Origin of the sequence: Sporichthya polymorpha DSM 43042 (genome assembly GCF_000384115.1) — a bacterium.
Classification (GTDB): domain Bacteria; phylum Actinomycetota; class Actinomycetes; order Sporichthyales; family Sporichthyaceae; genus Sporichthya; species Sporichthya polymorpha.
In genome coordinates this window covers 995,739-1,018,503 of record NZ_KB913029.1, presented here as the reverse complement: position 1 = coordinate 1,018,503, position 22,765 = coordinate 995,739, and the positions used below count along the sequence as shown (strand labels likewise).

Below are 22,765 nucleotides of genomic sequence, written 5' to 3'. Positions count from 1 at the left end.
ACTCATGAGAGGTCGACCGGGTCGAACACGACGTTCAGCCGGGTCAGGTTGTGCTGGACGAGGTTGGGGGCCCACGAGCCGGCGTCCTCGTCGGGGGCGAGGGCGAGGTTGCGGGTGCGCGCGAGCAGCGTCTCGAGCGCGATGCGCGCCTCCGCCCGCGCCAGCGGCGCGCCGAGGCAGAAGTGCGGGCCCTGCGCGAAACTGAGGTGGCGTCGGCCCTCGGCGCCGCGGTCGAGCCGGATCTCGTCGGGCGTCGGGAACTGCGCCTCGTCGCGGTTCGCCGAGCCGTAGACGAGCCAGAGGAACTCGCCCGCCTGAATCGGCACGCCACCGACGGTGGTGTCCCGCATCGCCTGGCGGAACAGGCCCTGCACCGGCGGTTCGACCCGCAGCGTCTCCTCGACGAACGGCGGGATCAGGTCGGGGTCCGCACGGAGCTCGTCCTGCAGCTCGGGTCGCCGGCAGAGCATCCAGATGCACGAGGCGATCAGGCTGTTCGTCGTCTCGTTGCCGCCGATCAGGAAGAGCGTCAGCATCTGCAGGCGCTCCTCGTGGCAGAGGTCGGCCTGCGCGACGTCGGTGACGAGGTCCTCGCGCGGGTCGGCGAGGCGCTCCTCCATGCGAGCCTCGAAGAAGTCGTAGCACTCGTCGAGGGAGAGGATCAGCGCCGAGATCTCCTCGACCGACAGGTTCGGCCGGCCGTTCGCGCGGACGAAGGCGTCGGACCAGCGCTTGAGCGTCGGGATGTCCGTGCCCTCGATGCCGAGCGCGCGGGCGATCACGGTCATCGGGAGCGGGGTCGCGAGTTCGGCGACGACGTCGGCCCGGCCGAGGGCGACGAAGGCGTCGACGAGACCCTCGGCCAGCTCGCGGATCGGCGGCTCCAGCAACGCGACGCGGCGCGGGGTGAAGACCTTGTTCATCATCTTGCGCTGCTCGCCATGGCGTGGCGGGTCGCAGTTGACGAGGGCGGCGCCCTTCTCCGCGATCCCGATGCGGCGCACCGCCGCGGCGCGCACGCGGTCCGAGTACTGCGGGTCCTCGGCGGCCGCGACTGCGAGGGTCGTCGCCGCGCCCGGGCCGGACTGCTTGCGGGAGGAGAAGTCCTCCGGGCGCAGCAGGACGTCGAGGATGTCGGCGTGCCGGGTCACCGCGTACGCCGTCAGGGCGGGGATCCACTCGACGGGGTGCTCGCCGCGCAGGTGCTCGTACACCGGGTAGGGGCAGCGGACGAGGTCCGGCGTCGCCGCGGCGAACAGGCCGTCGTGGGGGCAGGTCTCGGTCACCCTCCGACCGTACCTCAATAGTCTGACGCTAGACCATTGAGTCCGCGACCTTTTGCGGCGTAGGGTCGGGATCGTGCATGACCCCTTCCGGCTCGACGGCGAGACCGCCCTGGTCACCGGGGGAACGAGCGGCATCGGTGCGGCCATCGCCGTGCTGTTCCGCGACCGCGGCGCCGAGGTGGTGGTGTGCGGGCGCAACGTCGACCGCGGCAAGGCGTTCGAGGCCGAGACCGGGATCCGGTTCGTCGCCGCCGACGTCACCAGCGAGGTCCAGGTCTCGGCGGCGGTCGCCGCGTGCGGCCGGCTGTCGGTGCTGGTCAACAATGCGGGCCCGACGGACCTGCTGCACACGCGCAGCGTCGACGGGCCGGTCGGGGAGATGACGCCCGAGAACTGGGCCCGGCTGATCGACTCGACCCTGACCGGCGCCTACCTGACGACCCATCACGCGCTCCCGCTGCTGACGGCCGCGGGACGGTCCGCGATCGTCAACATCTCCTCGATCGCAGCGACGCAGGCGATGCCGGGCTTCGACGCGTACTCCGCCGGCAAGGCCGGCCTGGAGGCGATGACGCGGTCCCTCGCCGCGGGCTACGGGCATCTGGGCGTGCGCGCGAACGCCGTGCGCGTCGGCTCGATCCGGGTCGACCACGGCGACGGCGAGCGACGGCGCGGTGTCGAGCCGGACCCGCGTCCGGACGCGTGGCGCCGTCCGGAGCCGCCGAAGGCGGGCGCGCCCGAGGATGTCGCGCACGCCGCGCTGTACCTCGCGTCGCCCGCGAGCGCCTACGTCACCGGCGTCGTGCTGCCCGTGGACGGCGGGCTCCAGATGCGGTCGCTGATGCCGTGGCAGACCGCGCGCCCCGGTGACTAGACAAACCGGACATCCAGTCCAGACAATGCGTCCATGAGCGGCGAGCCCTGGGACACCCTGAACGACCCGACCGCGGAATCGCTGTGGTGGTCGACCGACAACATGGGCGAGGCCGCGCCGGGTGTGCTGTCCCCGCTGGGATGGTCGGTGTGGGGCCACGTGGGCGAGCGGGCGGCGCGGGAGGCGTTGTTCCGCGCGGGGGCGCTGACCGCCGGCGAGCGGGCGGCACCTGACGACGTCCACGACCGCATCGTCCGCGTCTTCTGCGGCCGCATGGCCATGCAGGTGCAGTTCCTCGCCACGGTCGGGGACCGCATGCCGGGCACGTCGGGGCAGCAGGTCGCCGCGGGGATCTTCGGACGCGTCCCGGACGACCTCGAGTTCGCCCCGACCCGGGCGCAGTACCCGGCGGTCGCGGCGAGGTTGCCCGCCGTTGCGCTCGCGACGCCGGCCCGGGTGCGGCGTCTCGCGGTCGAGGCCGATGCGTGGTGGGCGGCGCAGACGGCGGCGTCGGCGAGCTGGGACCGTGGGGAGGCCGTCGCCGGCCTGCGGATCGGGATGCAGTGGTTCGGCCGCACCCTGACGCTGCACACGCTCTGCCTGATGACCTGCGTGTCGCCGGTGTACGACCTGCTGACGGCGCTGGTCCGCCGGGTGGGGGTGGGCGACGTCGGTGCGCTGTCCGGGTCCGGTGGGGCGGAGATGGCGGTCGTGTCTGATCTCTGGCGTGCGTCGCGGGGAAAGCTGACGCTGGATCAGGTCACTGCCCGTCACGGCTTTCACGGCCCGGCGGAGGGCGAGATCTCGTCCCGGGTGTGGCGTGAGGACTGCAGCCCGCTGGTAGCCCTGGTCTCCCGGTACGCCGACGAGCCGGAGTCGGCGTCGCCGACGCAGATCGAACGGCGGCGCGCCGAGTCCGAGCGAGCGGCTCGGGCGGAGGTGCTGGCGGCGGTGCCGCGGTGGCAGCGTCCCGGCGTCGCCGCGGTACTGGACCTGGCCGCGAAGCGGATCCCGATGCGTGGCGTCGGCAAGCGCTCGTTTCTGCAGGGGATCGACGGCACCCGCGCCGCCGCCCGGCGGCTGGGGGAGCTGCTGGCGAAGGACGGTCTGCTCGCCGACCCCGACGACGCCTTCTACCTGACGTGGCGTGAGCTGATGCTCGGCCCGCCGCCGGAGGCGAAGGAGCTGGTGTCGCTGCGCCGTGCCCGCCGGGCCGAGTACCAGCAGCTGGTCCTGCCGGGCAGCTGGAAGGGGACCCCGGTCCCGATTCCGGCCTCCGACACCGCGGCCGACGTGGTCAGCGGGATCGGCGCGAGCGCCGGCGTGGTCGAGGGCCGTGTGCGCGTGCTGCTGACGCCCGACTTCGACGCCGTCGAGCCCGACGAGATCCTGGTGTCCCCGACGACCGACCCCTCGTGGTCCTCCGTGATGTTCCTGTCCTCCGCGCTCGTCGTCGACATCGGCAGTGCCCTTTCCCACGCCGCCGTCGTCGCCCGGGAGCTCGGCCTCCCGTGCGTCGTCAACACCCGCACCGGCACCCGCGACCTCCGCACCGGCGACCTCGTCCGCGTCGACGGCACCGCCGGCACCGTCACCGTCCTCGAGCGGGCCTGACGCGGGTCGAGCCCCGCCACCTCGGCCCCCGCCCCAGTGAGCGACAGGGTTGCAACGTATGAGGCGACCCGACGGCTCGGAACCGCCTCAGCTGTTGCAACCCTGTCGCTGGGTGGGGGATCAGTCCTCGGCCGGGAGCAGGCCGAGGACGCGGAGGGCGTTGTGCTCCCAGTCGTCGTCCGCATCCAGGTACGGCTTGCAGCCGTTCGAGCAGACGATCGCCGCATGTCGGGCGATGGCGGTGTGGCGCTTGCCATCGACTGCATAGACGACGCGGATGCCGTTGACGCCGCCGATCTCACCGTGCGTCAGACGGAAGCCGGCGATCAGGGACACTCGCGCGGGTTCGGCCCAGCCGCGAGGTGTGTAGTCGGTGGCGGTGTCCGGGATCGTGGTTCCGATCGGGAAGGTCGCCTTGACCTCCTTCGGTGGGAAGGCGGGGCCGACGCCCACGCCGGTCGCGCCGTCCTGCGCCAGTGCGGCGACCGCTCCGAGGAATTCGACGTTCGTGGACGTGATCGCCTGCGCATCCAGGAGCTGGAACGACTTCCCCGTTGCCTTCACGTAGTCGAAGCCGATGTGGAACACCTGGTTGCGGTCCATCGCCACGCCCGCGGCCCCGATCTGAGGCGTGTCGACCCGGAACGGCTCGGGTCGCGTCTGGGCCCAGGCCCAGGACGACCCGACGACGAGAAACAGCGCGGTGATCACGCCGGTGACGATCCAGCCGAGTCGGCGGTTCAACCACGCCGGCGCGTCCCACTGGGAGTCGTAGTACACGTTTGGTCTCCTCGATCGCCGGGTCAGTGGACGAGGCCGAAGCCGCGGAGCGTGTTCTCGGTCCAGTCGAAGTGGCCGATCCCTTCGGGAGGCTGGCAATGCTCGCGCTTGTGGCAGAGGAACGCCGCGTAGTCGTAGACCTGACGCACGATCTTCCCGTCCGCGGAGTACACAAGCTGCACGCCGCTGAAGGCGCCGATGTCACCGGAGAGGAGTCGGAAGCCGGCCAGGACGGTGATGGGGTCCGGCGAGCTTCGCTCCTCCCGGTCGATGAACGCGGTCTCGGAAGCGGGAATCGGCTCGCTCGCGGGGTGCAGCTCGATCGCGTGCTTCATCGGGTAGCCGGGACCCCGGCCCTGCATGCCGTAGGGGATGGTGCGAGGCCAGATCGTGGAGGCGCCGAGGAACTGCACGTTGGACGAGGTCAACGCATTGACGCTGAGGATGCGTACGTTCTTGCCGGGCTCGTCGATGTACATCATCCCGTAGGTGAAGTCGCCCTTGGCGTCGACGGGAACTCTGGTCTCGACACGTTGCGGCATGTCGCCGAGGTCGAACGAGGTGTCGCGCTGGGTCCACAACGTGACCGACACGGTGATGGCGAAGACGGCCAGGACAATGACAGCTTGCCCCAGCGGCCAGAGCCATCGGTCTCGCCATAGCTGGGCCGGCGTGGGTTCGACGGCGTTGGTGACCGCGGGCTCCGGCATTCCGACGAGCGTGTTCATTCGATCCCCCCGAATCGACGTACGAATGTGACGGGCTCAGTCCTTCGGCAACAGACCGGCTTCCGAGAGCACACGCTTCTGGAAGTTGGGGTCGTCGGAGCCGTTCGGTCCCTTGCAGGTTTTGCGGCAGGCGATCGCTGCCACGGTCCAGGTGTCGGTTTCCTTCTTGCCGTCCGCCTCGTAGGTGACCCGGACCCCGTTCATCGCGCCGACGTCGCCACTGACGAGCCGGAACCCGGTCACCACGTAGACCGGAGGCGGCCCGTCGAACGGCTTCGGTACAACCTGGGTCTCGGCGGCTGGGATGACCTCGCTGAGCGGGTGTACCGCTTTGGCGTCCGGCGGTGGGTACTTCGGCCCGAAGCCCATGTTCTTGCCGGGCAGGTCCTTCGGCCACACGGTGACGGCACCGAGGAACTCCACGTTCGGGCCAGTCAGTGCCTGAACATCCAACACGCGAATCTCGGATCCAGCCCTTTCGATCCGAAAGCTCAGGTGGAAGTTCCGCTGTTCGGCAGTGATCCCGAAACTTCCCACTGCCGTGGTGGTGGGCCGATCCGGCTTGAACGCGTCTTCGCCACCGCAGCCGGCCACTGCACCGGTCAGAGCGAGCGCCAGCGAGAGCGCCGCGATTCGAAGACGAAGGGGCGGCAACTCTGTCATCGGCGATCCGCCTGAGGTTCCGCGTGGAAGCCTTGCACGATCTGGCCGTTCGCCAGCGGACCCCCGGTCAGACCGCACCAACCTGCGCGCTTCTTGGTGAAGAAGAATGTCCACTTCACCTGATCGCTGAGGACCAGGAGCGCGCTCAGCCCTGGCACCCACCCGAGCCCACCGGTTCCGGCAGTCCGATGAGTGCTGATCATCCGATCCCCCCGAATCGAAAGTGATGGATCTTCCATCAATCCTTGGGCAGCAGGCCGAACTGGTTGAGAATCGCCTCATGGCGTTGTGCGGGGTCTTCGCCGTCAGGCGTTGCGCAGGAGCGCGGCTTCACGCAGACGATGACGCTCTGCCGAAAGTCCTTGATGATCTTCTCGCCGTCCGCGGTGTAGACGACGCGAATGCCGTTCACGGCGCCCAGGTCGCCGGATGTCACTCGGAAGCCGGCAGCGATCGCGAGGGGCGGTGGCAAGGTGACCCCCGGCAGCGGAGCCACGTTCGTCTCTGATGGCGGTACGGCCTCGCTCAAAGCGTGGTGAATCTTCAGTTCGGGTGCCGGAAACCCGGGTCCAATCGCGAGAGCCTGCCGTGCGTGATCACGTGGCCAGACCACGACCGCTCCGCTGTACTGCAGGTTCGGTGACGAGAGTGCCGAGACTTCGAGGATGCGAATCTGCTTACCGGGCTCCCGGATGTGCAGCGAGCTCAGGGTGAAGGTTCGCTGCGATTCGTCGAGGGTCAAGGAGTATCCGGACTCCGGCTCGGCCGCTTCCAGGGAACCTGCGCCGGTGCTCTTCCGCGTGATCGCGAATCCGGCCGCGGAGGCGCCAACCAGGCCGACGGCCACCGTGACTGCGAGCGCAGGACGCGACCGGAGGAATCCCCAGAACTGGGTCACGATAGCAAGCCTTGCACACGCTGACCCGGTGCGTTGGGCAAGCCGGCGTGACCACACCACAGGCCATCGTTCTCGTTGGTGAACTTGAAGTACACCTTGACGTTCTGGCTGTAGCCGCTCAAGGCACGTCCTGTGAAGGAAGCTCCGTCGAACGGGAAGAACGTGAACGCCTGATCGTGCGTGGCCGCTTTCGTTGTCTTGGTCCACACATCGTCGGCGTGCGCACGTTCAGTTCGCCCGTCATCTTCCTGGCAGTTCCACGCGGGGTACCGGGACGGCGCGTTGTCGAACCCGGGGCGGATGCGGCTCGGACTGGTGACGTACTGGTGGCGGTACTCGCCGTACTTGTTTCCGAAGCACTTCCGCTCGAGCGTGTCGTGCTCGACTTTCACGAAGTAGTCTCGGGTCAGCGTCTGGTTCTTCTTGGCATTGAGGCTCCAGCTGGCCCCGGACTCGGACGTACGGGAGCGAGCTCCGTTGATTTTGAACTCGCCGGCGCCACCGATGCTGAAGCCGGTGCTCGTTGAGGTCGAGGCGTCCTCGGTGTAGGTCGTCAGCGCCCGCGTCTTGTTGCGGGCGACCGTTGTGGCCGCCAACGTCCACGCCGTCACGGTCGAGAAGACCGTGTACTTCCCGCACGCCGGGCCGCCGGGGATTGGCTCGTTGCCGGTCCGCAGGCTAAGACCGCGTCCTAGGTCCTTGCCGAGCTTCTCGCCCTGGGCGGGATCGAAGCTGAGGTCGAGGGCGTTGGTGGCGGAGGAGCGGAGCTCGGAGGCCTGGCCGTCGACGCCGCGGACGAAGTCGTGGATCCAGGTCGTGCCGCCGACGGACTTGAGCTGGGTCAGGTAGACGTAGTGACGGCCGCCGTGGAAGACGTCGAGCTCGACGTCGAGGCCGTCGCGGCCGGTGAGGGACGTCAGCAGCGGGGTGACGAGCGACCGCAACTGGTACGAGCCGTCCTGGCCGGCGACGGTGCGGGCGACGGGGACGACGGAGAACGACCCGCCGACCGGGAGCTTCGCGACGGCGTCGTTCGAGGGCCACGCGGCCATCAGGACCTGCGCCCCGCCGAGGGCCTTGCCGGCGACGTCGGTCAGACGGCCCTGCAGCATCAGCGGGTCCTGAAGGGCCCGGCTGTCGGTGAGGCCCGCGAACTCCGGGAACCGGAGCAGTGCGGCGCCGGTGACGGCCGAGGACGCTTCCGCGGAAGCGTTCGCCGTCAGGGCCGGTCCGGCGAGGACCAGCGCGAGCGAGGCGGTGACGGTACTGACGACGGACTTGCGTGCACGCAGCTTCACAGCAGGATCCCCCCGGATCTCACAACCACCGGCCCCCCGACCGGCGGAGGTGAAAGCTATCGGCGGGATGTCCGAATTGTCACGCTTCCTCAGCAACTTCTTGGGAAGCCGATCTTCGCTTCACTCGCCGCAGCCAGGCCTCACTCGCCCGACCGAGCGAGTGAGGGCTGCTCCCAGCGAGTGAAGCGCGTACTACAGCGGCTTCGTGGCGACGCCGGAGATCATCGGGCTGATGGGCATCCAGCCGGGGAGCTCGCGGAGTCGGTCGAGGGAGGTGAACGTGAACCCCGCCTTCTCGACCGACGCAGCGGTGTCGCGGGTGAGGACGCAGCCGGCGGCGAGTTTGGTCCAGACCGGGCCGATGCGGTGCTGCCAGCGGTGCAACCGAGCGTCCGCGGGGGCCGCGACGTGCTCGAGCACCACGAGGGTCCCGCCCGGGACGAGCACACGGTGGATCTCGGACAGCGCGCGCTCCGGGTCGGCAACGGTGCACAGCACCAGCGTGCAGACCACCGCGTCGAAGGAGGCGTCGGGGAACGGAAGGTTCTCCGCCGGGGCGTCGGAGACCTCGACCGGCACCGCGGCCTGGCCGAGCCTGGCGTTCAGCTTCGCCCGCATCGCGCCGTCGGGCTCGGCGAGCACGACCCGGGACGCCGCCTCGAAGTACGGGATGTTCACGCCCGTCCCCGCTCCGACGTCGAGCACACGGCCCGTCAGGGGGCCGAGCAGTGCGCGGCGGCGGCGGCCGAGCACCTTCTTCTCGACGGACGCGATGATGCGGTCGTAGAACGCGGCGAAGATCCGGTGCTCCTTCATGGAGCACACCCTGCCGTCAGTGGACGGGACTCGCCAGCACCGCCTGTTCGTTCGAGGGGACGTCGACCTCGTCGCCGGTCTCGGTGACCATTCCGCGGAAGCGCATCGGCAGGCCCGCGCCGAAGAAGATGCTGGGCGCGTCCATGACCTGAACGTGCAGGTGCGGCTCGCTGGAGTTGCCCGAGTTCCCGCACTCGCCGATCTGCTGACCGGCCTGCACCGAGTCGCCCCGACGCACCGTCACCGACCCGCGGCGAAGATGCGCGAGCGCCACGTACCGACCGTCACCGATGTCGATCACGACGTGGTTGCCGAGAATCCGCCCCGTCGCCTCCATCAGCGCACCCTCGGCGGTCATCAGCAGGACGCCGGGCCACGAGGTCCGCGCCCCGTGGTCGCGCTGGGAGTTCTTGGCCCGCACCACGACCCCGTCGGCGGGGGCGAGCACCGGCGCCCCGAAGCCCGGGTACTCCGCGGGCGACCGGGTGTGAGGGCCGCGCCAGCCCAGATCGAGCTTCCACTCGCCGGTCGGCTGGTTGATCAGGTCGACGGCGTAGGTCTGGCCGTACGCGTGCAGCCCGTGGCTCGGCACCTTGTCCGCGGGACTGTTCACCGCGAACCACCGGCCGGTCACCGGGGCGTCGAGCAGCGTCGGGGTCGCGTGGACCCGGCCCCCGCGGAAGTACAGCGCCAGCGCCGCCAGCACGAGGGCGAGGCTGGTGAACCGCGGCAACGGCAGGCCCACGACGGCGTCGAGCAGCATCGCCACGATCGCGAACGCCGCGAGCGGGATGCGCAGCCGCGCGACGTCGACGGCCCACCAGGGGCCGGGGCGGATTCGCGTGGTCGTCGACATCCTTAACCCCTGACACGACGGGGTCGGATGCAAACACCTATCGGCGAGCGGCCCGCAACGCCTTCTTGTCCAGCTTGCCGACGGGCGTGCGCGGCAAGGCGTCGACGAACTCCACCGTGCGCGGGCACTTGTAGAGCGTCAACCGCTCGCGGCAGTAGTCGAGCAGGTCCTCCGCGGTCACCGCGCCGGTCGCGACGACCACCGCGTGCAGCGCCTCGCCGAGGTCCGGGTGCGGGACGCCGATGCACGCGACCTCGGCCACGGCCTCGTGGTCGAGCAGGACCTTCTCGGACTCGGCCGGGTAGATGTTCACGCCCCCGGAGACGACCATGTCCGAGGCGCGGTCGGTGATCCAGACGTACCCCTCGTCGTCCATCACGCCGATCTCGCCGAGGGTGAAGGGCTCGCCGTCCCCGGTGCCCGGCCCGTCGACGTACCGCAGCCCGTGACCGGCCGGCGCGCGGAAGAACAACCGTCCCTCGGTCCCGGGGGGCACCGGTTTGTCGTCGTCGTCGAGGATGCTCGCCTCGAACGGCGGGATCGCCCGGCCCACGGAGCCCGGCCGCTCGAGCCACTCGGCGGCGCTGATCATGCAGGTCGTCCCGACCTCGGACGCGCCGTACGACTCCCAGAGCACGTCGGGCAGCCCGCGCGACGTCAGCCACTCGATCGTCGCGCGCTTGTCCGGCTCGGGGAACTTCGCGCCGACCTGAAGCAGGAACTTCAGCGACGTCAGGTCGTACCGGTCGCGCGCCTCGGGCGGCAGCGCCATCACCCGCTGCAGGTGCGTGGGCACGACGATCGAGGACCCGATGCGGTCGCGCTCGATCGTCGCGAGGAACTTCTCGGCGTCGAACCGGCCGAGCACCGTGACGGGCGTCCCGCCGAGGAACAGGCGCGTGCCGGTGATCGGCCCCGAGTGGTACATCGGCCCGACGACGAGGTGCCGCCCGTGCGCGACCATCGAGTTCTGTGCGAGCCGCTCGAGGTGCTCGTCGATGTTCGCCCCACCGACCCACGACGTCAGCGGCAGCTCGACGCCCTTCGGGGTGCCCGTGGTGCCCGACGTGTAGACCATCGTCGGGCGGGGTTCCTGCGTCGTCGGCGGCTCGTCGTCCCCGGCGAACGCGGCCGCCTGCGCGAGCGAGATGACGCCGGTGACCGCCCCGGAGCCGCCCACGACCGCGGGCACGCCCGCCAGCCGGGCGGCGGTCATCCCACGCTCCGCGGTGACGTCGTCCACGATGAGCAGATCGGTCTGACTGTGCGTCAGAATGTACGCGGTCTCCTCGGGCGTGAGGTGAAAGTTGACCGCCACCGCCGAGCACCCGGCCAGGGTCGCGGCCGCGTAGTGGAGCAGGGTCCGCCCGCTGTTCTCGGCGTAGACCGCGACCCGCCGGGTCGGGCGGTACCGCGCGGAGAGCAGCCCGTTCACCATCGGCCGCAGGGCGGCGTCGGCCTGGGCCCAGGTCCAGTCCCCGTCGGGCGCCCGGAGAGCGACCTCGTCGGGGCGCTCGGCCGCGAGGCGGGCGGCGAACGTCATGCGTCCTTCCGCTCCCGCCAGGTGGCCATGTCGACGTAGTCGCGCACGGCGCGGATCTTCTCGCCCGCCAGCTCGAAGATCCCGGCGACCTCGATCGGCACCTCACGACCGGCGAAGGTGAAGCGGTCGACGCGCTCGGTCCAGACCCGGTCGCCATCGACGGTGTACCCGACGATGTCCCAGCGCACGGCCTCGGCCTCGACGAGGAGCTTGCCGAACATCGCGCCGATCGCCTCCCGGCCCTCCAGGGCCGGCAGCGGCATCGCGTAGGCGTAGGTCGCGTCGGCGGTGAAGTGGTCGAGGACGCCGTCGAGGTCCCGGCGCTCCAATGCCGCGAGGAACCCGACGATCGCCGGGGGAAGGCTTGCGTACGTCATCAGTGAGCAGCTCCCGTCGCCAGGGCCGCGGCCTCCTCGCCCGCGATCCGGCCGACGCCGGTCGCGAGGCCGAGCGAGTTGCCACTGCCCATGTAGAGCGGCCCGAGCAGGCCGCCGACACATTCTCCGGCCGCGAACAGTCCGGGCACGGGGCGCCCGTCCGCGCCGATCACGCGCGCGCAGTCGTCGATGCGCAACCCGGCCCCGGTGAGGTTCACCGTGATCGGGTACAGCGGCACCGCGTAGAACGGCGGAGTCCGCAGCGGCAGCAGGAACTTGCCCGCCTTGCCGTGGTCGGCGTCGGTGCCCGCGTCGGCGAAACCGTTGTAGCGGTCGATCTCGCCGACCACGGCGGTCGGGTCCAGCCCCACCTCGACGGCGAGCGAGGCGAGGTCGTCGGCGACGAACGCGGTTTTCTGGCCGAGCAGGAACTCGATCATCTCGGTCTTGTAGTGCCGCGGGGAGAACGGGGCGTGGTTCGGCCACACCTGCTTGTAGGCGTCGCGGTAGCGGTCGGCGAGCTCGGCGGGTGGCTGCAACGCCGCGGCGTCGAGGAACGCGACGCACCGGTTGCCGTGCGCGCGCACCGCGTTGTCGAGGATCCCGTACGGCGCGGTCTCGTCGGCGAAGCGGTGGCCATTCGGGTCGAGCAGCACGACCCACCCCGGCAGCAGGGCCTCGTTGACGAACGTGCCGCCCGGGCCGAGCGTGCGCAGCCCGCGGTCGTGGCCGGTCACCTGCGCGCCGAGCGCGCCCGCGAGGTCGAGCGCGTCGCCGCGGGCGCCGTCGTGCCCGATGTACCAGGTCCGCTCGGGGTCCCACGCGGACGGGAACAGCTCCGCGATCTTCTCCGGCGCGGCCCCGAACCCGCCGGTCGCGAGGACGACGGCGCCGGCGGTGATCTCGTCGTCCCCGACGGCGACGCCGACGACGCGACCGTCCTCCACGAGCAGGCGGTCCACCCGCTGCCCGAGCGCGATGTCGATCTGACGGGCCGTCGCGGCCCGGTGCAGCGCGTCGATCAGCGCCTGCCCGCCTCCGTCGACGGCGTGGGAGCGCGGCGCCCGCTCCTCGCCGCCGAAGATCAGTCGATCGAAGAACGGAACGCCGTGGGCGGCCAGCCAGTCGATCGTCTCGCCCGACCGGCGGGCGAACTTCCGGACCGGCCCGGCGGTGACGTCCCACCGCATCAGCGAGCGGTAGTCGTGGAAGAGGGCGTCCTCGTCCTCGTAGATCTCGTTCGCGTGCTGGACGCCGCTGCGGCTGCCCATCACGATTCCGCCCGAGAGCCGTGAGGAGCCTCCGACCTCCGGTGAACCCTCCGCGACCAGCACCCGGTGCGCGCCGTGCTCGACCGCGGCCAGCGCCGCGCACAGCCCGGCCGCGCCGGACCCCACGACGAGGACGTCGACATCGGGCGAGACGTCGGTCATCGGCTCTCTCCTGACTCCGGGCGGGCGGCGCCGCCGACGATCATCGTGCCTTGTGCCGTCGCGCAGTGCTCGCCCGTCCGGTCGCGGAGAACGACCTCCACGAACTTGACGCGACTTCCGCCCGGCAGCAGCTGCCCGCGCACGTCGAGCGGGGCGTAGGCGGGCCGGTGGAACTGGATGTGCAGCGACGCGGTGGCCGCGAGGTACCCGGGCGGGCACGCCATCGCGGTGAGCACGCCCATCACCTGGTCCGCGATCGCCGAGAGCATCCCACCGTTCACCGACCCGTTGGGGTTCGGCGGGTAGGGGACCGTCTCGACGGTGAACTCCCCGGACCCGACCCCGGCCGCCGTGCAGGCGATGCCGAGGCCGCGCAGCTGGGCGGTGCCGTTGGCCCACTCCGCCCACTCCGCGGAGGGTGCCTCCGGGCCGGGGCGGTTGGTCAGGTGGTCGATCTCGGGGGCGAGGGGTTCCAGCGTCTGATCTGTCATGCCTGGCTTTCGAATCCGTAGGGGGAGAAGCGGCCGTCCAGGAACAGCTCGGTGTGGCCGGCGCCGGTCCAGGTGCGCCCGTCGGGGGCGGTGGTGACAACCTCCGAGACGTACTCCTTCCCGATCAGGCCGGGCTGCTTCGTGCCGTCGTAGAGCTCGTGGTCGACGGGTTGGACGGAGAAGTCGAACTCGTCGAACTCCAGACTGACCCCCGGGCCGTGGTAGGTCCGCATCGACCCCCCGTCCCGCCAGCTGCCGGCCTGGTAGCCGATCGTCGACGTCACCCACGGCGGGCCCGCGGGCCGTACCGTCTGCACCCATTCCCCGTCCGCGGCGTCGGTGAGCACGATGCGCGCGGCGGCGATCAGCCGCGTGCCGGGGACGAAGGTGAGCTCGTGCCGCCCGGCGACCAGGTCGACGACCTCGTCGTCCCAGCCGACCGCGAACCGGCCCTCGAACGGCGTGCCGAAGGTGTCGTTCATCGGGACCTGGCGGCCGTCCGGGTCCTCGTGGATCGCGTAGAACCCGGACAGCGTGGTGCCGTCGTCGCCGGTCGCGCCGAACAGCGTCCAGAACCGCAGGGCGCGCGGGACACCCTCCGCGGCCCGGGGCGGGAGCCATCGGCCGTCCGGCGCGAGCGGCGGACGCTCGAAGTACAGCCCCCACGCGTGGTCGCGGCTGCCCCACCAACGGCGGGGCTCGACCTCGATCCGCTCGTCGTCGAGGGAGATCCAGCCCGCCACCGTTCCGGCCTGGACGTAGCGGGTCTGGTCGGTGGTCGGCCGGCCGCGGTGGGTCGCGAGGTGATGGGCCTCGGTGTAGGCGGGGGAGAGGCCGAGCCAGTGCAGCTCCATCGCCAGGCCGGACGCATTCTGATCCAGCGTCAGGACGATCTCGCGGTACGGCTCGACGATGCGGAACCCGAACGGCCCGATGCGGGTGTCGCAGAGCTCGCGCCAGGTCCGGGAGAACCGCACCGTGCGCTGCCGCCCGTTCCGGTTCAGGCCGACGTACCCGCCGACGAGATCGGTGTTCGGGTTCACGCGCAGGCCGCAGAACAGGAACGTCGACAGCTCGGCGCAGAAGGCGCCGAAGAAGTAGCCGTCGTCGAAGCCGGGGTCGGTGTTCGCCACCACCGACAGCGGCCGCGTCGTCTGATGGACCGGCAGCTCGTCGTAGGGGGAGAGCGGGATGCCCGACTGCGAGACGTCGGCCATCAGTGCACCGTCACGATCCCGGCGGTGCCGTCGACGGTCAGCTGGGCGCCATTGGGGATCCGCACCGAGGCGTGCTGCACCCCGAGCACGCAGGGGATCCCGAGCTCACGGGACACGATCGCAGCGTGCGACATCGTCGAGCCGATGTCGACCACGACCGCCTCGGCAGAGGTGAACAACGGCGTCCAGCCCGGGTCGGTCATCGGGGCGACGAGGATCTCGCCGGGCTCGAGGTCGCCGCAGTCGGCGGGGTCGGTGATGATCCGCGCCCGGCCGGTCGCGACGCCCGGGCAGGCGGGCAGGCCGGTGAGCGCATCGCCCGAGCGCGCCGGCACGACGTTCGGCTCCGAGCGCAACGGCCACGACGTCACCGGCGGGACCTCGCCCGCCGTCACGATGTACGGCGGCTCCCGCTCGGAGAGCGCGGCGTGCCAGGCCCATCGCTCCTGGATCGTCGGCACCATCGACGCCGGGTCGGCGACGAACGCGTCGAGCTCGTCCTCGCGGAGCATCGTGATGTCCTCCGGTCGGTGAAAGAGGCCGGACTCCACGTACCGCTGCGCGAGCGCCCGGATCGGGAGGCGCGCCTCGTGGAGCACCCGGATCAGGTTGGACTTCGACAGCTCCCGCGCCGGCATGAAGACGCCGGACAGGCGCAGCGCCAGCTCCAGTGCGCCGAGGGCTTCGGGCTGGTCGGCGAGCTTCGCGCGCAGGTCCGCGGTCAGCGCCTCGCGCTCGGCCGCGAGCCGACGGGACTGGGCCTCGGGGTCGCGGTCGTCGGGCTGCAGGCGCATCCGCTCCAGGAGCCCGAGCGGGATCTGCGGATGCGTCTCCCACGTCTGCGGCATCGCCTCCCACTCCATCGCCGAGCGCGAGCCGAAGTCGTGGAGGAACTGCTCCCAGCCCGCGCGGAACTCCGTCGCGGCTTGGTCGTCGAGGGCAGCGATGCGGTCGAGCACGCCGTCGAGCCCGGCGTCGAACGCGGCGGTCAGCGCGGGGGAGCGCGTGACCAGGCGCGACAGGCGCCACAACGCCGCCGACGGCGCCGCCGAGGCGATGTTCCCCAGGCCGCAGAGCACCCGCGCGACCAGGGTCGGGTCGCCGAGGGGCGCCAGCGTCGTCTCGAGCAGACCCGTGACCAGCGACCCCTCGTAGACCAGCATCAGGTGCGCGTAGAGGAACGGTCGGTACTGCTGCATCCGCTCGCGCTGGAGCGCGACGAGGTCGGCGTCGGAGAGCGCGGAGTAGTCCGGCCGGGCGCCGCGGATGCGCTCGGCCTCGGCCGCGAGTTCGACGAGGTCGTCGCGGTGCTCGGTCGCGAAGACACGGTCGACGGTCGCGAGGATCCGCTCGGTGTACTCGGGCTTCGCGTCGTCCGGGTGCGGTTCGTAGGGCGGGACGTCGGGACGCTCGCCGAGGTAGGTGCGGTCCATCAGCTCGGGCGAGGCGCCGGGCATACGCGCGCCGAACACCCGCAGGTTCGACAGGTTCAGGTAGACGTAGCCGTGCAGCATCCCCTGGATGTCGATGGCGTCGGCGCGGAACTCGTCGAGGTCGAAGGCGCCGAAGTCCGCGAGAACCCGCTTCCACACCTGCTCGGCCGGCGGGCCGCCGATCTGCGACCAGAACAGTGGTGTCGCGACCGTCGGGCTCACCTCGCCCGCGTTGGCGCGGGTGTAGACCGGGAACCGGGTGCTGAGGGGGCTGTCGACGACCCAGGGTTGCGCGATGTCGACCACGGTTCCTCCCGGAAAATTAGTCTAGGGATATATCATTGAGCACTCGTGCTTTTTCCGCCAGGCCCCGTCCCGAGATAGTGAGTGCGTGAGTTCCCTCGACGACCTCGATCTCCCCGAGCGGGACATCGTCCGCACCGTCGCGGACTTCGTCGACCGCGAGGTCCGCCCGGTGGTCCGCGACCTGGAGCACGCGAACACCTACCCCGAGGCGCTCATCGAGGCGATGAAGCGGCTCGGGATCTACGGCCTCGCGGTGCCGGAGGAGTTCGGCGGGACCGACGTGAGCATGCCCTGCTACGTCCTCGTCACCGAGGAACTCTCGCGCGGGTGGATGAGCCTGGCCGGCGCGATGGGCGGGCACACCGTGGTGGTCAAGCTGCTCACGCACTTCGGGACGCCCGAGCAGCAGAAGACGTGGCTGCCGCGCCTGGCCACCGGCGAGGTCCGGGCGACGATGGCGCTCACCGAGCCCGCCGGCGGCTCCGACCTGCAGGCCCTGACGACGACCGCGCGGCTCGACGGGGGCGACTACGTCGTCGACGGCGCGAAGACGTGGATCAGCAACGCCCGCCGGGCCGGGTTGACCGCGCTGCTCTGCCGGACCGACCCCGACGCCCAGCCCGCGTCCCGCGGGATCTCGGTGCTGCTCTGCGAGTCCGGACCCGGCCTGACGGTCTCGAAGGACCTGCCCAAGCTTGGCTACAAGGGCGTCGAGGCGTGCGAGCTGATCTTCGACGGGTACCGGACGCCGGCCTCGAGCGTGCTCGGCGGGGAGCCGGGACGCGGGTTCGCGCAGATGATGAAGGGCCTGGAGACCGGCCGTCTGCAGGTCGCGGCCCGCGCCCTTGGCGTCGGGCGCGCGGCCTACGAGGACGCGCTCGCCTACGCCCAGGTCCGCGAGACGTTCGGCAAGCCGATCTGGCAGCACCAGTCGATCGGGAACTACCTCGCCGACATGGCGACCTCGCTGGAGGCGGCGCGGCAGCTCACCCTGTACGCCGCGCGCCGCTTCGACGCCGGGCACCGTGTCGATCTCGAGGCCGGTATGGCCAAACTGTTCGCGTCCGAGGCGGCGATGAAGATCGCGCTCGACGCGGTCCGCATCCACGGCGGGTACGGCTACTCGACCGAGTTCGACGTCGAGCGCTACTTCCGCGACGCCCCGCTGATGATCGTCGGCGAGGGGACGAATGAGATCCAGAAGAACGTGATTGTGCGTCAGCTGATCGAGAGGAGCCGGCATGCCTGAGGGTCCCGACCGGATGTCGGCGCTCGACGCGTTCTTCTTCTACACCGAGGAGGACGGGCGCAACCACATGCACGTCGGTGGGTTCGCGCTCGCCGACGGCACCGCGCCGAGTGCCGAGGAGGTCGCGAAGGCGCTCGCGCCGAAGATCGCGCGCATCCCGCGGTACACCCAACTCGCCCGTCCGGCGCCGCTGCACGTCAACCGTCCGGAGTGGGTTCCGGCGCCGGACTTCGACATCACCGAGCACGTCCGCACCGTGACCGCGCCCGAACCGGGGCACGACGGGCTCTGCCGCGTCGTGGGCGACCTGATCTCCGTCCAGCTCGATCGCGCGCGGCCGTTGTGGGAGGTCGTCGTGATCGACGGCATCTCCGACGGGCCGTCCGACGACCAGTTCGCGATCTTCTGGAAGATCCACCACAGCATGGTCGACGGCGTCTCCGGGACGCAGCTGCTGACGATCCTGTTCGACGACTCCCCGGACGGCCCGACGACCGAGCTCCCGCCGCTGCCCGCGGGGGCGGACGTCGCCCCGCGCTCGCGGCTGCGTTCGACGACCGATGCGGTCACCGGCCTCGGCAAGGAGGCCGTCGGCCGGGTGCGCTCGTTACGTCCCTCGACGGTGACCAAGGCCGCCCGCGTCGGCGCGGCCGGCCTCGCGCTGACCCGGCGCAACCTGATGCCCGACCTGCGCAGCCCGCTGACCGGCCCGATCGGACCGACGCGCTCGTTCGACTTCTGCGCGATCCCGTTCGCCGACGTCAAGACCGTGCGCGGCGCGTTCGGCGGGACCGTCAACGACGTCGTGCTGACGATCGTGCTCGACGGGTTCCGCGAGCTCCTGGAGTCCCGTGGCCTGGAGGTGAAGGGCAAGCACCTGCGGCTGATGAACCCCGTCGCACTGCGCGAGCGCGACGCCGAGGGCCGGCCACTCGGCGACGGAACCATGGAGACCAAGGCCTCGGCGCTGATGCCGCGGCTGCCGCTCGACGTCGACGACCCGGTGACGCGGCTGGAGTTCGTCCGCGGCCACCTCGCCGAGCTGAAGCAGACCGCGCAGGCCGACGCCGTCAGCGCGATGAACGAGATCCAGGCCGTGCTGCCGGGGACGCTGAACGCGATCTACCTGCGGGCGAGCTCGGCGATGCCGCAGCGCTCGCTGCAGACGACGGTGACGAACGTCCACGGCCCGACGATCCCGCTGTACCTGCTCGGCCGGCCGCTGCGGCGGATCGCGAACTACGCCCCGCCGTTCCCGGTCGGGGCGCGGTCCTCGATCACGGTCTACAGCTACAACGGCGAGCTCGTCTTCGGCATCACCACCGACCGGGAGTCGCTTCCGGACGTCGATCGAATCGCGGCCGGCATCCAGCGTTCGATGGACGAGTTGCTCGAACGCGCCGCCGTGCTGAACACCTGACATGCAGCAGCTCAGCGGACACGACGCCACCTTCCTCGCGCTCGACACCGGCAACTCGAGCGGGCACTCCGGTGCGGTGGCGCTCCTCGGCGCGGGTCGGACGCTGACGCGCGCCGACGTTGTCGCGCAGGTCGAGGCCCGGCTGCCCGCGGCCCTGTGCCGTCGGCTCGCGCCGGTGCCGCTCGGTCTCGACCTGCCGTACTGGGTCGCGGCCGTGCCGGACCTGAACGTCCACGTGCAGGAGGAGACCCTGCCCGCCGGGGCGGGTCTGGCCGAGCTCGCGGCTGCGGTGGCGGACCGGCATGCCCAGCGCCTCGACCGCTCCCGGCCGCTGTGGGAGCTGACGCTGATCTCCGGGGACGAGCAGGCGCTGTATCTGAAGATCCATCACGCGATGGTGGACGGCGTCGGCGGCAACGACCTGCTCCTCGCGCTGTTCGGGCCCGACGCCCCGCCGCCCGCCCCGCCGCTGCTCTCCAGCCCGTCCGCGCGGCACCTGCTGGTCCGCAGCGTCGCCTCGATCCCCGGTCGCACCGGGCGGACGGTGCGCACCGTCGCCGGCGTCGTGCGCCGCCTGCCGGACGTCGGTGCCGAACTCTTGCGTCGGGCCCCGGCTACGCCCCTGAGTGGGCCGGTCTCGCCGCACCGGCAGCTCGCGCTGGTCCCGCTCGACCTCGCGGAGATCCGCAAGGTCCGCGAGGCGCTCGGGCTGACGGTGAACGACGTCGCGGTCGCGGTCACCGCGGGGGCGCTGCGGACCTGGCTGGGGGAGGCCGACGCGCTCCCGGACGAGCCGCTGGTGGCCGCCGTGCCGATGTCGCTGCGCGCGGCGGAGAGCAGTGGCGGCAACGTCTTCACGTTGCTGGTCGCGCCGCTGCCGACCGAGGTCGCCGACCCTCGCGGCCGCGCCCTGGCCGCCGCGGAGTCGATCCGCGCCGCCCGCGCCGCCCAGGGCGCACTGCCCCCGACGACGCTCACGGACCTGACCGCCCTCGCGGTCCCCGCCCTCGCCGGCCCGGGCCTGGGCCTCGCTGCCCGGCTCGGCCTGGTCTCCCGGCTCCGGCCGTTCAACCTGATGCTCTCGACCGTCCCCGGCCCGCGGGAGCCCCTCACCTGCGCGGGAGTCCCGATCACCGCTTACTACCCGCTCTCCCAGGTCGCCGAGGGCCAGCGGCTGAACGTCACGATGTTCGGCTACGCCGGGGCCCTCCACGTCGGCCTGCTCGCCGACGCGGCGCTGGAGCTCGACGTCGAGCGGCTGGGTGAGTTGATGCGAACCGAACTTGCCGCCCTCGTCGCGGCGTGAAGCAGGCATTCCTAATGGAACTCGTGGGGCGACGGGGGCGACCCTGGCGTCACACCCGTTTCAATCGGGATGCCTCGTTCACCCGTCGGTGAGCAGGCCCGCGCGGAGGCGGTCGAGCTCGGGGCCGAGGCCGAGTTTCTCGAGGTAGGAGACGGGGGAGCCCCAGCGGTCGTCGACGGCGTCGAGGAAGGCGGCCATGCAGGCGCGGGGGGTGCGGGTGAAGGCGTAGCGGTTGCCCTCGCTCATCGGGACGGCGTCGGGGACGTGCTCGTCGATGTAGGCGAGCATCCGCTCCATACCGGTGCCGCTCGCCTCGTAGTCGTCGAGGACGTCCTCCCGGGAGACCCCGAGGGTCTCGAGCAGGAAGGCCGCGATCACCGCGGTGCGGTCGCGGCCCGACGCGCAGTGGATCAGCCGCGGCTCGTCACCGGCGGCGGCGAGGGCGCGCCACAGGCGGCGGGCGACGTCGTCGTCGGCGATCATCGCGAGGTACTCGTCGCGGACGAACTCCGGCTCGATGTAGCGCGCGAGGTTCTCCGGCACCGGCTCCTGGGTCATGATCGAGCAGCGGACCGGGTCCAGGCCCAGCGTCGTCCAGACGTGCGAGCCGCGGACCTCGACCTCCTCGTCGAGGCGCAGGTCGATGACCGTGCGGATGCCGAGCGCGCGCAACGCCTCGACGTCGGCCTCGGTCGCGCGGTGCGGGTCGTCGGAGCGGTAGACGAGGCCGGGGCGGACGGTCCGGCCGTCCGCGGTGCGCAGACCGCCGAGGTCGCGCACGTTGAACAGGCGCTCGAAACTCAGCTCGCGTCCGGTCACGATGCTCCTTGGGCGAGGGTGGCGATGTCTTCGGTGATTGTCGGCCACAGGGCCTCGGGCAGGTCGTGCCCCATCCCCGCGTGCACGACGAGGCGGGCGTTCAGGACGGCGCGGGCGGTCGCGAGGCCACCCTCGGCGCGGATCAGGGGGTCGTCGGCGCCGTGCACCACGAGCGTGGGGGCCGTCACCCCGCGCAGGGCGCGCACGCGGCTGCCGCCGGCCATGACGGCCGCGAGCTGGCGCGCCTGCCCGGCCGGGTCGTGGCTGCGGCGGAACGCGGACGCGGCGTACTCCCGCAGCCAGGCCTCGTCGAGCGGGAACCCGGGGGAGCCGATGATGCGGAACTGCTTGACGATGCGGTCGGCCGCCTGCTCGGGCGTGCGCGGCGGCGGCAGCAGGAACAGACGCCGGGCCGCGAGCGTCGGGCGGCCGATCCGCGGCGCGGGGGTCGACGAGATCGACGTCAGCGACCGGACCTTCTCCGGGTGCCGAATCGCGAGCTTCTGGGCGATCATCCCGCCCATCGAGACGCCCACGACGTGCGCGGAGTCCCAGCCCGCGGCGGTAATCACGGCGACGGCGTCGTGCGCGAGGTCCTCCAGGCCGTAGACCGCGACCATGCGGGGCACGGTCATGACCGCCGGCCAGGCCGGGGCCCCGAGGTGGGAGAGGTGGGTCGACTCCCCGGCGTCGCGGTTGTCGAACCGGACAACGTCGAACCCGGCGTCCACGAGTTGTTCGCACAGGCCGTCGGGCCAGAACTGCCGGTGCACCGCAAAGCCCATGACCAGCAGCAACGGCTCCCCGGTGCCGGGTCCGATCCGCTCCCAGGCCAGCTCGACGCGGCCGTTGTCGGCCCGGCCGACGTTCATGCGGCTCCTTGCCCTCGCCCGGAAAATACTCTAGTAATCTATCATTCAGTAGACGACGAAATCGTCGCTGCGAGATCTTCCGAGGAGCCGCCTCGTGCCTGCTCAGATCCCCGCCGTGGACTACCTGGTCCTCGGGAACGAGCCCCATCTCCAGGTCTGGCGGTGCGACGACTGCTCCGCGGCCTACTTCGACCGCCGCAACGGTTGCGCCCGGTGCTTCGGGACGTCCTTCACCCGCACGCCGGTGGCGTCCGAGGGTGTGGTCCGGGCCTTCACGCGCGTCGAGCGCGGTGCGAAGGAGCCGTTCACGTCGGTCGTCGTCGACCTCGGGGAGGGCGTCCACGTCAAGGCGAACCTGCGCGGCGTCGACGACCCGAACCTGATTACGCCCGACTTCAAGGTCCGGATGTTCACCTACGTGGTGGGCACCGACGACGAGGGCACCGAGGCAGTCGCGTTCGCGTTCGAGCCGGTGGGGAGCTGAGC

General features: G+C 71.3%; 22 protein-coding genes. 6 read left to right on the top strand and 16 right to left on the bottom strand.

Annotation, left to right across the window (positions count from 1 at the left end; translation table 11 throughout):
• Positions 1-2: 2 nt before the first annotated feature.
• A complete protein-coding gene (locus tag SPOPO_RS0105015) occupies positions 3-1,286 on the bottom strand; it encodes a cytochrome P450 (protein WP_019873691.1) in 1,284 nt (427 codons plus the stop codon).
• A gap of 73 nt (positions 1,287-1,359) precedes the next feature.
• On the opposite strand from SPOPO_RS0105015, the gene SPOPO_RS0105010 reads away from it, so the two are divergent.
• Both SPOPO_RS0105010 and SPOPO_RS0105005 read left to right on the top strand, forming a co-directional pair.
• Positions 1,360-2,160, top strand: coding sequence for an SDR family NAD(P)-dependent oxidoreductase (locus SPOPO_RS0105010; protein ID WP_019873690.1), 801 nt, complete (start codon positions 1,360-1,362; stop codon positions 2,158-2,160).
• Between the two features lie 33 nt (positions 2,161-2,193).
• Positions 2,194-3,774: a PEP-utilizing enzyme gene (locus tag SPOPO_RS0105005; RefSeq protein ID WP_019873689.1), complete on the top strand. Its 1,581-nt coding sequence runs from the start codon at positions 2,194-2,196 to the stop codon at positions 3,772-3,774.
• Positions 3,775-3,894: 120 nt separating this feature from the next.
• On the opposite strand, the gene SPOPO_RS0105000 is transcribed toward SPOPO_RS0105005, so the two are convergent.
• The 13 genes from SPOPO_RS0105000 to SPOPO_RS0104940 form a co-directional block, all read right to left on the bottom strand.
• The gene (locus SPOPO_RS0105000; protein WP_019873688.1) at positions 3,895-4,554 is read right to left on the bottom strand and encodes a hypothetical protein; all 660 of its coding nucleotides are present in this window, start codon (positions 4,552-4,554) and stop codon (positions 3,895-3,897) included.
• A gap of 23 nt (positions 4,555-4,577) precedes the next feature.
• Positions 4,578-5,282, bottom strand: coding sequence for a hypothetical protein (locus SPOPO_RS0104995; protein ID WP_019873687.1), 705 nt, complete (start codon positions 5,280-5,282; stop codon positions 4,578-4,580).
• Positions 5,283-5,318: 36 nt separating this feature from the next.
• Positions 5,319-5,945, bottom strand: coding sequence for a hypothetical protein (locus SPOPO_RS34180; RefSeq protein WP_156869573.1), 627 nt, complete (start codon positions 5,943-5,945; stop codon positions 5,319-5,321).
• 238 nt (positions 5,946-6,183) lie between these two features.
• Positions 6,184-6,843 (bottom strand): hypothetical protein, encoded by a 660-nt coding sequence (locus SPOPO_RS0104985; RefSeq protein WP_156869571.1) that lies wholly within the window; start codon positions 6,841-6,843, stop codon positions 6,184-6,186.
• Positions 6,840-8,141 (bottom strand): peptidase associated/transthyretin-like domain-containing protein, encoded by a 1,302-nt coding sequence (locus SPOPO_RS0104980; RefSeq protein ID WP_019873684.1) that lies wholly within the window; start codon positions 8,139-8,141, stop codon positions 6,840-6,842. Before SPOPO_RS0104980 ends, SPOPO_RS0104985 begins: the two co-directional genes overlap by 4 nt.
• Before the next feature lie 192 nt (positions 8,142-8,333).
• Positions 8,334-8,957, bottom strand: a complete 624-nt coding sequence (locus SPOPO_RS0104975) for a class I SAM-dependent methyltransferase (protein ID WP_019873683.1) — start codon at positions 8,955-8,957, stop codon at positions 8,334-8,336.
• 16 nt (positions 8,958-8,973) lie between these two features.
• The gene (locus SPOPO_RS27805; RefSeq protein WP_019873682.1) at positions 8,974-9,813 is read right to left on the bottom strand and encodes a M23 family metallopeptidase; all 840 of its coding nucleotides are present in this window, start codon (positions 9,811-9,813) and stop codon (positions 8,974-8,976) included.
• A gap of 37 nt (positions 9,814-9,850) precedes the next feature.
• Positions 9,851-11,356 carry an AMP-binding protein gene (locus SPOPO_RS0104965; RefSeq protein ID WP_019873681.1) on the bottom strand — a complete coding sequence of 502 codons (1,506 nt, stop codon included), beginning with the start codon at positions 11,354-11,356 and terminating at the stop codon, positions 9,851-9,853.
• Positions 11,353-11,733 carry a nuclear transport factor 2 family protein gene (locus SPOPO_RS0104960; RefSeq protein ID WP_019873680.1) on the bottom strand — a complete coding sequence of 127 codons (381 nt, stop codon included), beginning with the start codon at positions 11,731-11,733 and terminating at the stop codon, positions 11,353-11,355. The genes SPOPO_RS0104965 and SPOPO_RS0104960 overlap by 4 nt, the downstream gene beginning before the upstream one ends.
• The gene (locus SPOPO_RS0104955; protein WP_019873679.1) at positions 11,733-13,166 is read right to left on the bottom strand and encodes an FAD-dependent oxidoreductase; all 1,434 of its coding nucleotides are present in this window, start codon (positions 13,164-13,166) and stop codon (positions 11,733-11,735) included. The genes SPOPO_RS0104960 and SPOPO_RS0104955 overlap by 1 nt, the downstream gene beginning before the upstream one ends.
• Positions 13,163-13,657 (bottom strand): PaaI family thioesterase, encoded by a 495-nt coding sequence (locus tag SPOPO_RS32400; protein WP_020629227.1) that lies wholly within the window; start codon positions 13,655-13,657, stop codon positions 13,163-13,165. The genes SPOPO_RS0104955 and SPOPO_RS32400 overlap by 4 nt, the downstream gene beginning before the upstream one ends.
• Positions 13,654-14,874, bottom strand: a complete 1,221-nt coding sequence (locus tag SPOPO_RS0104945) for an Rv3169 family protein (RefSeq protein WP_019873677.1) — start codon at positions 14,872-14,874, stop codon at positions 13,654-13,656. Before SPOPO_RS0104945 ends, SPOPO_RS32400 begins: the two co-directional genes overlap by 4 nt.
• The gene (locus SPOPO_RS0104940; protein WP_019873676.1) at positions 14,874-16,613 is read right to left on the bottom strand and encodes a PEP-utilizing enzyme; all 1,740 of its coding nucleotides are present in this window, start codon (positions 16,611-16,613) and stop codon (positions 14,874-14,876) included. Before SPOPO_RS0104940 ends, SPOPO_RS0104945 begins: the two co-directional genes overlap by 1 nt.
• Before the next feature lie 85 nt (positions 16,614-16,698).
• On the opposite strand from SPOPO_RS0104940, the gene SPOPO_RS0104935 reads away from it, so the two are divergent.
• Genes SPOPO_RS0104935 through SPOPO_RS27795 form a run of 3 tightly spaced genes read left to right on the top strand, consistent with a single transcriptional unit; the run spans position 16,699 to position 20,588 of the window.
• On the top strand, positions 16,699-17,862 hold the full coding sequence (locus SPOPO_RS0104935; protein ID WP_019873675.1) for an acyl-CoA dehydrogenase family protein: 1,164 nt from the start codon (positions 16,699-16,701) through the stop codon (positions 17,860-17,862).
• Positions 17,855-19,282, top strand: a complete 1,428-nt coding sequence (locus tag SPOPO_RS0104930) for a wax ester/triacylglycerol synthase family O-acyltransferase (RefSeq protein WP_019873674.1) — start codon at positions 17,855-17,857, stop codon at positions 19,280-19,282. The genes SPOPO_RS0104935 and SPOPO_RS0104930 overlap by 8 nt, the downstream gene beginning before the upstream one ends.
• A 1-nt stretch (position 19,283) precedes the next feature.
• A complete protein-coding gene (locus SPOPO_RS27795) occupies positions 19,284-20,588 on the top strand; it encodes a wax ester/triacylglycerol synthase family O-acyltransferase (protein ID WP_019873673.1) in 1,305 nt (434 codons plus the stop codon).
• A 78-nt stretch (positions 20,589-20,666) separates the two neighbouring features.
• Here SPOPO_RS27795 and SPOPO_RS27790 read toward each other — a convergent pair whose 3' ends face one another.
• Both SPOPO_RS27790 and SPOPO_RS0104915 read right to left on the bottom strand, forming a co-directional pair.
• Positions 20,667-21,407: a tyrosine-protein phosphatase gene (locus SPOPO_RS27790; RefSeq protein WP_019873672.1), complete on the bottom strand. Its 741-nt coding sequence runs from the start codon at positions 21,405-21,407 to the stop codon at positions 20,667-20,669.
• On the bottom strand, positions 21,404-22,279 hold the full coding sequence (locus tag SPOPO_RS0104915) for an alpha/beta fold hydrolase (RefSeq protein ID WP_019873671.1): 876 nt from the start codon (positions 22,277-22,279) through the stop codon (positions 21,404-21,406). Before SPOPO_RS0104915 ends, SPOPO_RS27790 begins: the two co-directional genes overlap by 4 nt.
• A 94-nt stretch (positions 22,280-22,373) precedes the next feature.
• Here SPOPO_RS0104915 and SPOPO_RS0104910 point away from each other — a divergent pair, with 94 nt between their 5' ends.
• A complete protein-coding gene (locus tag SPOPO_RS0104910; RefSeq protein ID WP_028984526.1) occupies positions 22,374-22,763 on the top strand; it encodes a Zn-ribbon domain-containing OB-fold protein in 390 nt (129 codons plus the stop codon).
• Positions 22,764-22,765 lie beyond the last annotated feature (2 nt).

Coding starts and splice junctions, on each gene's coding strand:
- SPOPO_RS0104965 (WP_019873681.1), bottom strand. CDS start 11,356: ATGACGTTCGCCGCCCGCCTCGCGGCCGAGCGCCCCGACGAGGTCGCT.
- SPOPO_RS0104960 (WP_019873680.1), bottom strand. CDS start 11,733: ATGACGTACGCAAGCCTTCCCCCGGCGATCGTCGGGTTCCTCGCGGCA.
- SPOPO_RS0105005 (WP_019873689.1), top strand. CDS start 2,194: ATGAGCGGCGAGCCCTGGGACACCCTGAACGACCCGACCGCGGAATCG.
- SPOPO_RS32400 (WP_020629227.1), bottom strand. CDS start 13,657: ATGACAGATCAGACGCTGGAACCCCTCGCCCCCGAGATCGACCACCTG.
- SPOPO_RS0104955 (WP_019873679.1), bottom strand. CDS start 13,166: ATGACCGACGTCTCGCCCGATGTCGACGTCCTCGTCGTGGGGTCCGGC.
- SPOPO_RS0104975 (WP_019873683.1), bottom strand. CDS start 8,957: ATGAAGGAGCACCGGATCTTCGCCGCGTTCTACGACCGCATCATCGCG.
- SPOPO_RS0104945 (WP_019873677.1), bottom strand. CDS start 14,874: ATGGCCGACGTCTCGCAGTCGGGCATCCCGCTCTCCCCCTACGACGAG.
- SPOPO_RS0104995 (WP_019873687.1), bottom strand. CDS start 5,282: ATGAACACGCTCGTCGGAATGCCGGAGCCCGCGGTCACCAACGCCGTC.
- SPOPO_RS0104930 (WP_019873674.1), top strand. CDS start 17,855: ATGCCTGAGGGTCCCGACCGGATGTCGGCGCTCGACGCGTTCTTCTTC.
- SPOPO_RS34180 (WP_156869573.1), bottom strand. CDS start 5,945: ATGACAGAGTTGCCGCCCCTTCGTCTTCGAATCGCGGCGCTCTCGCTG.
- SPOPO_RS27795 (WP_019873673.1), top strand. CDS start 19,284: ATGCAGCAGCTCAGCGGACACGACGCCACCTTCCTCGCGCTCGACACC.
- SPOPO_RS27805 (WP_019873682.1), bottom strand. CDS start 9,813: ATGTCGACGACCACGCGAATCCGCCCCGGCCCCTGGTGGGCCGTCGAC.
- SPOPO_RS0104915 (WP_019873671.1), bottom strand. CDS start 22,279: ATGAACGTCGGCCGGGCCGACAACGGCCGCGTCGAGCTGGCCTGGGAG.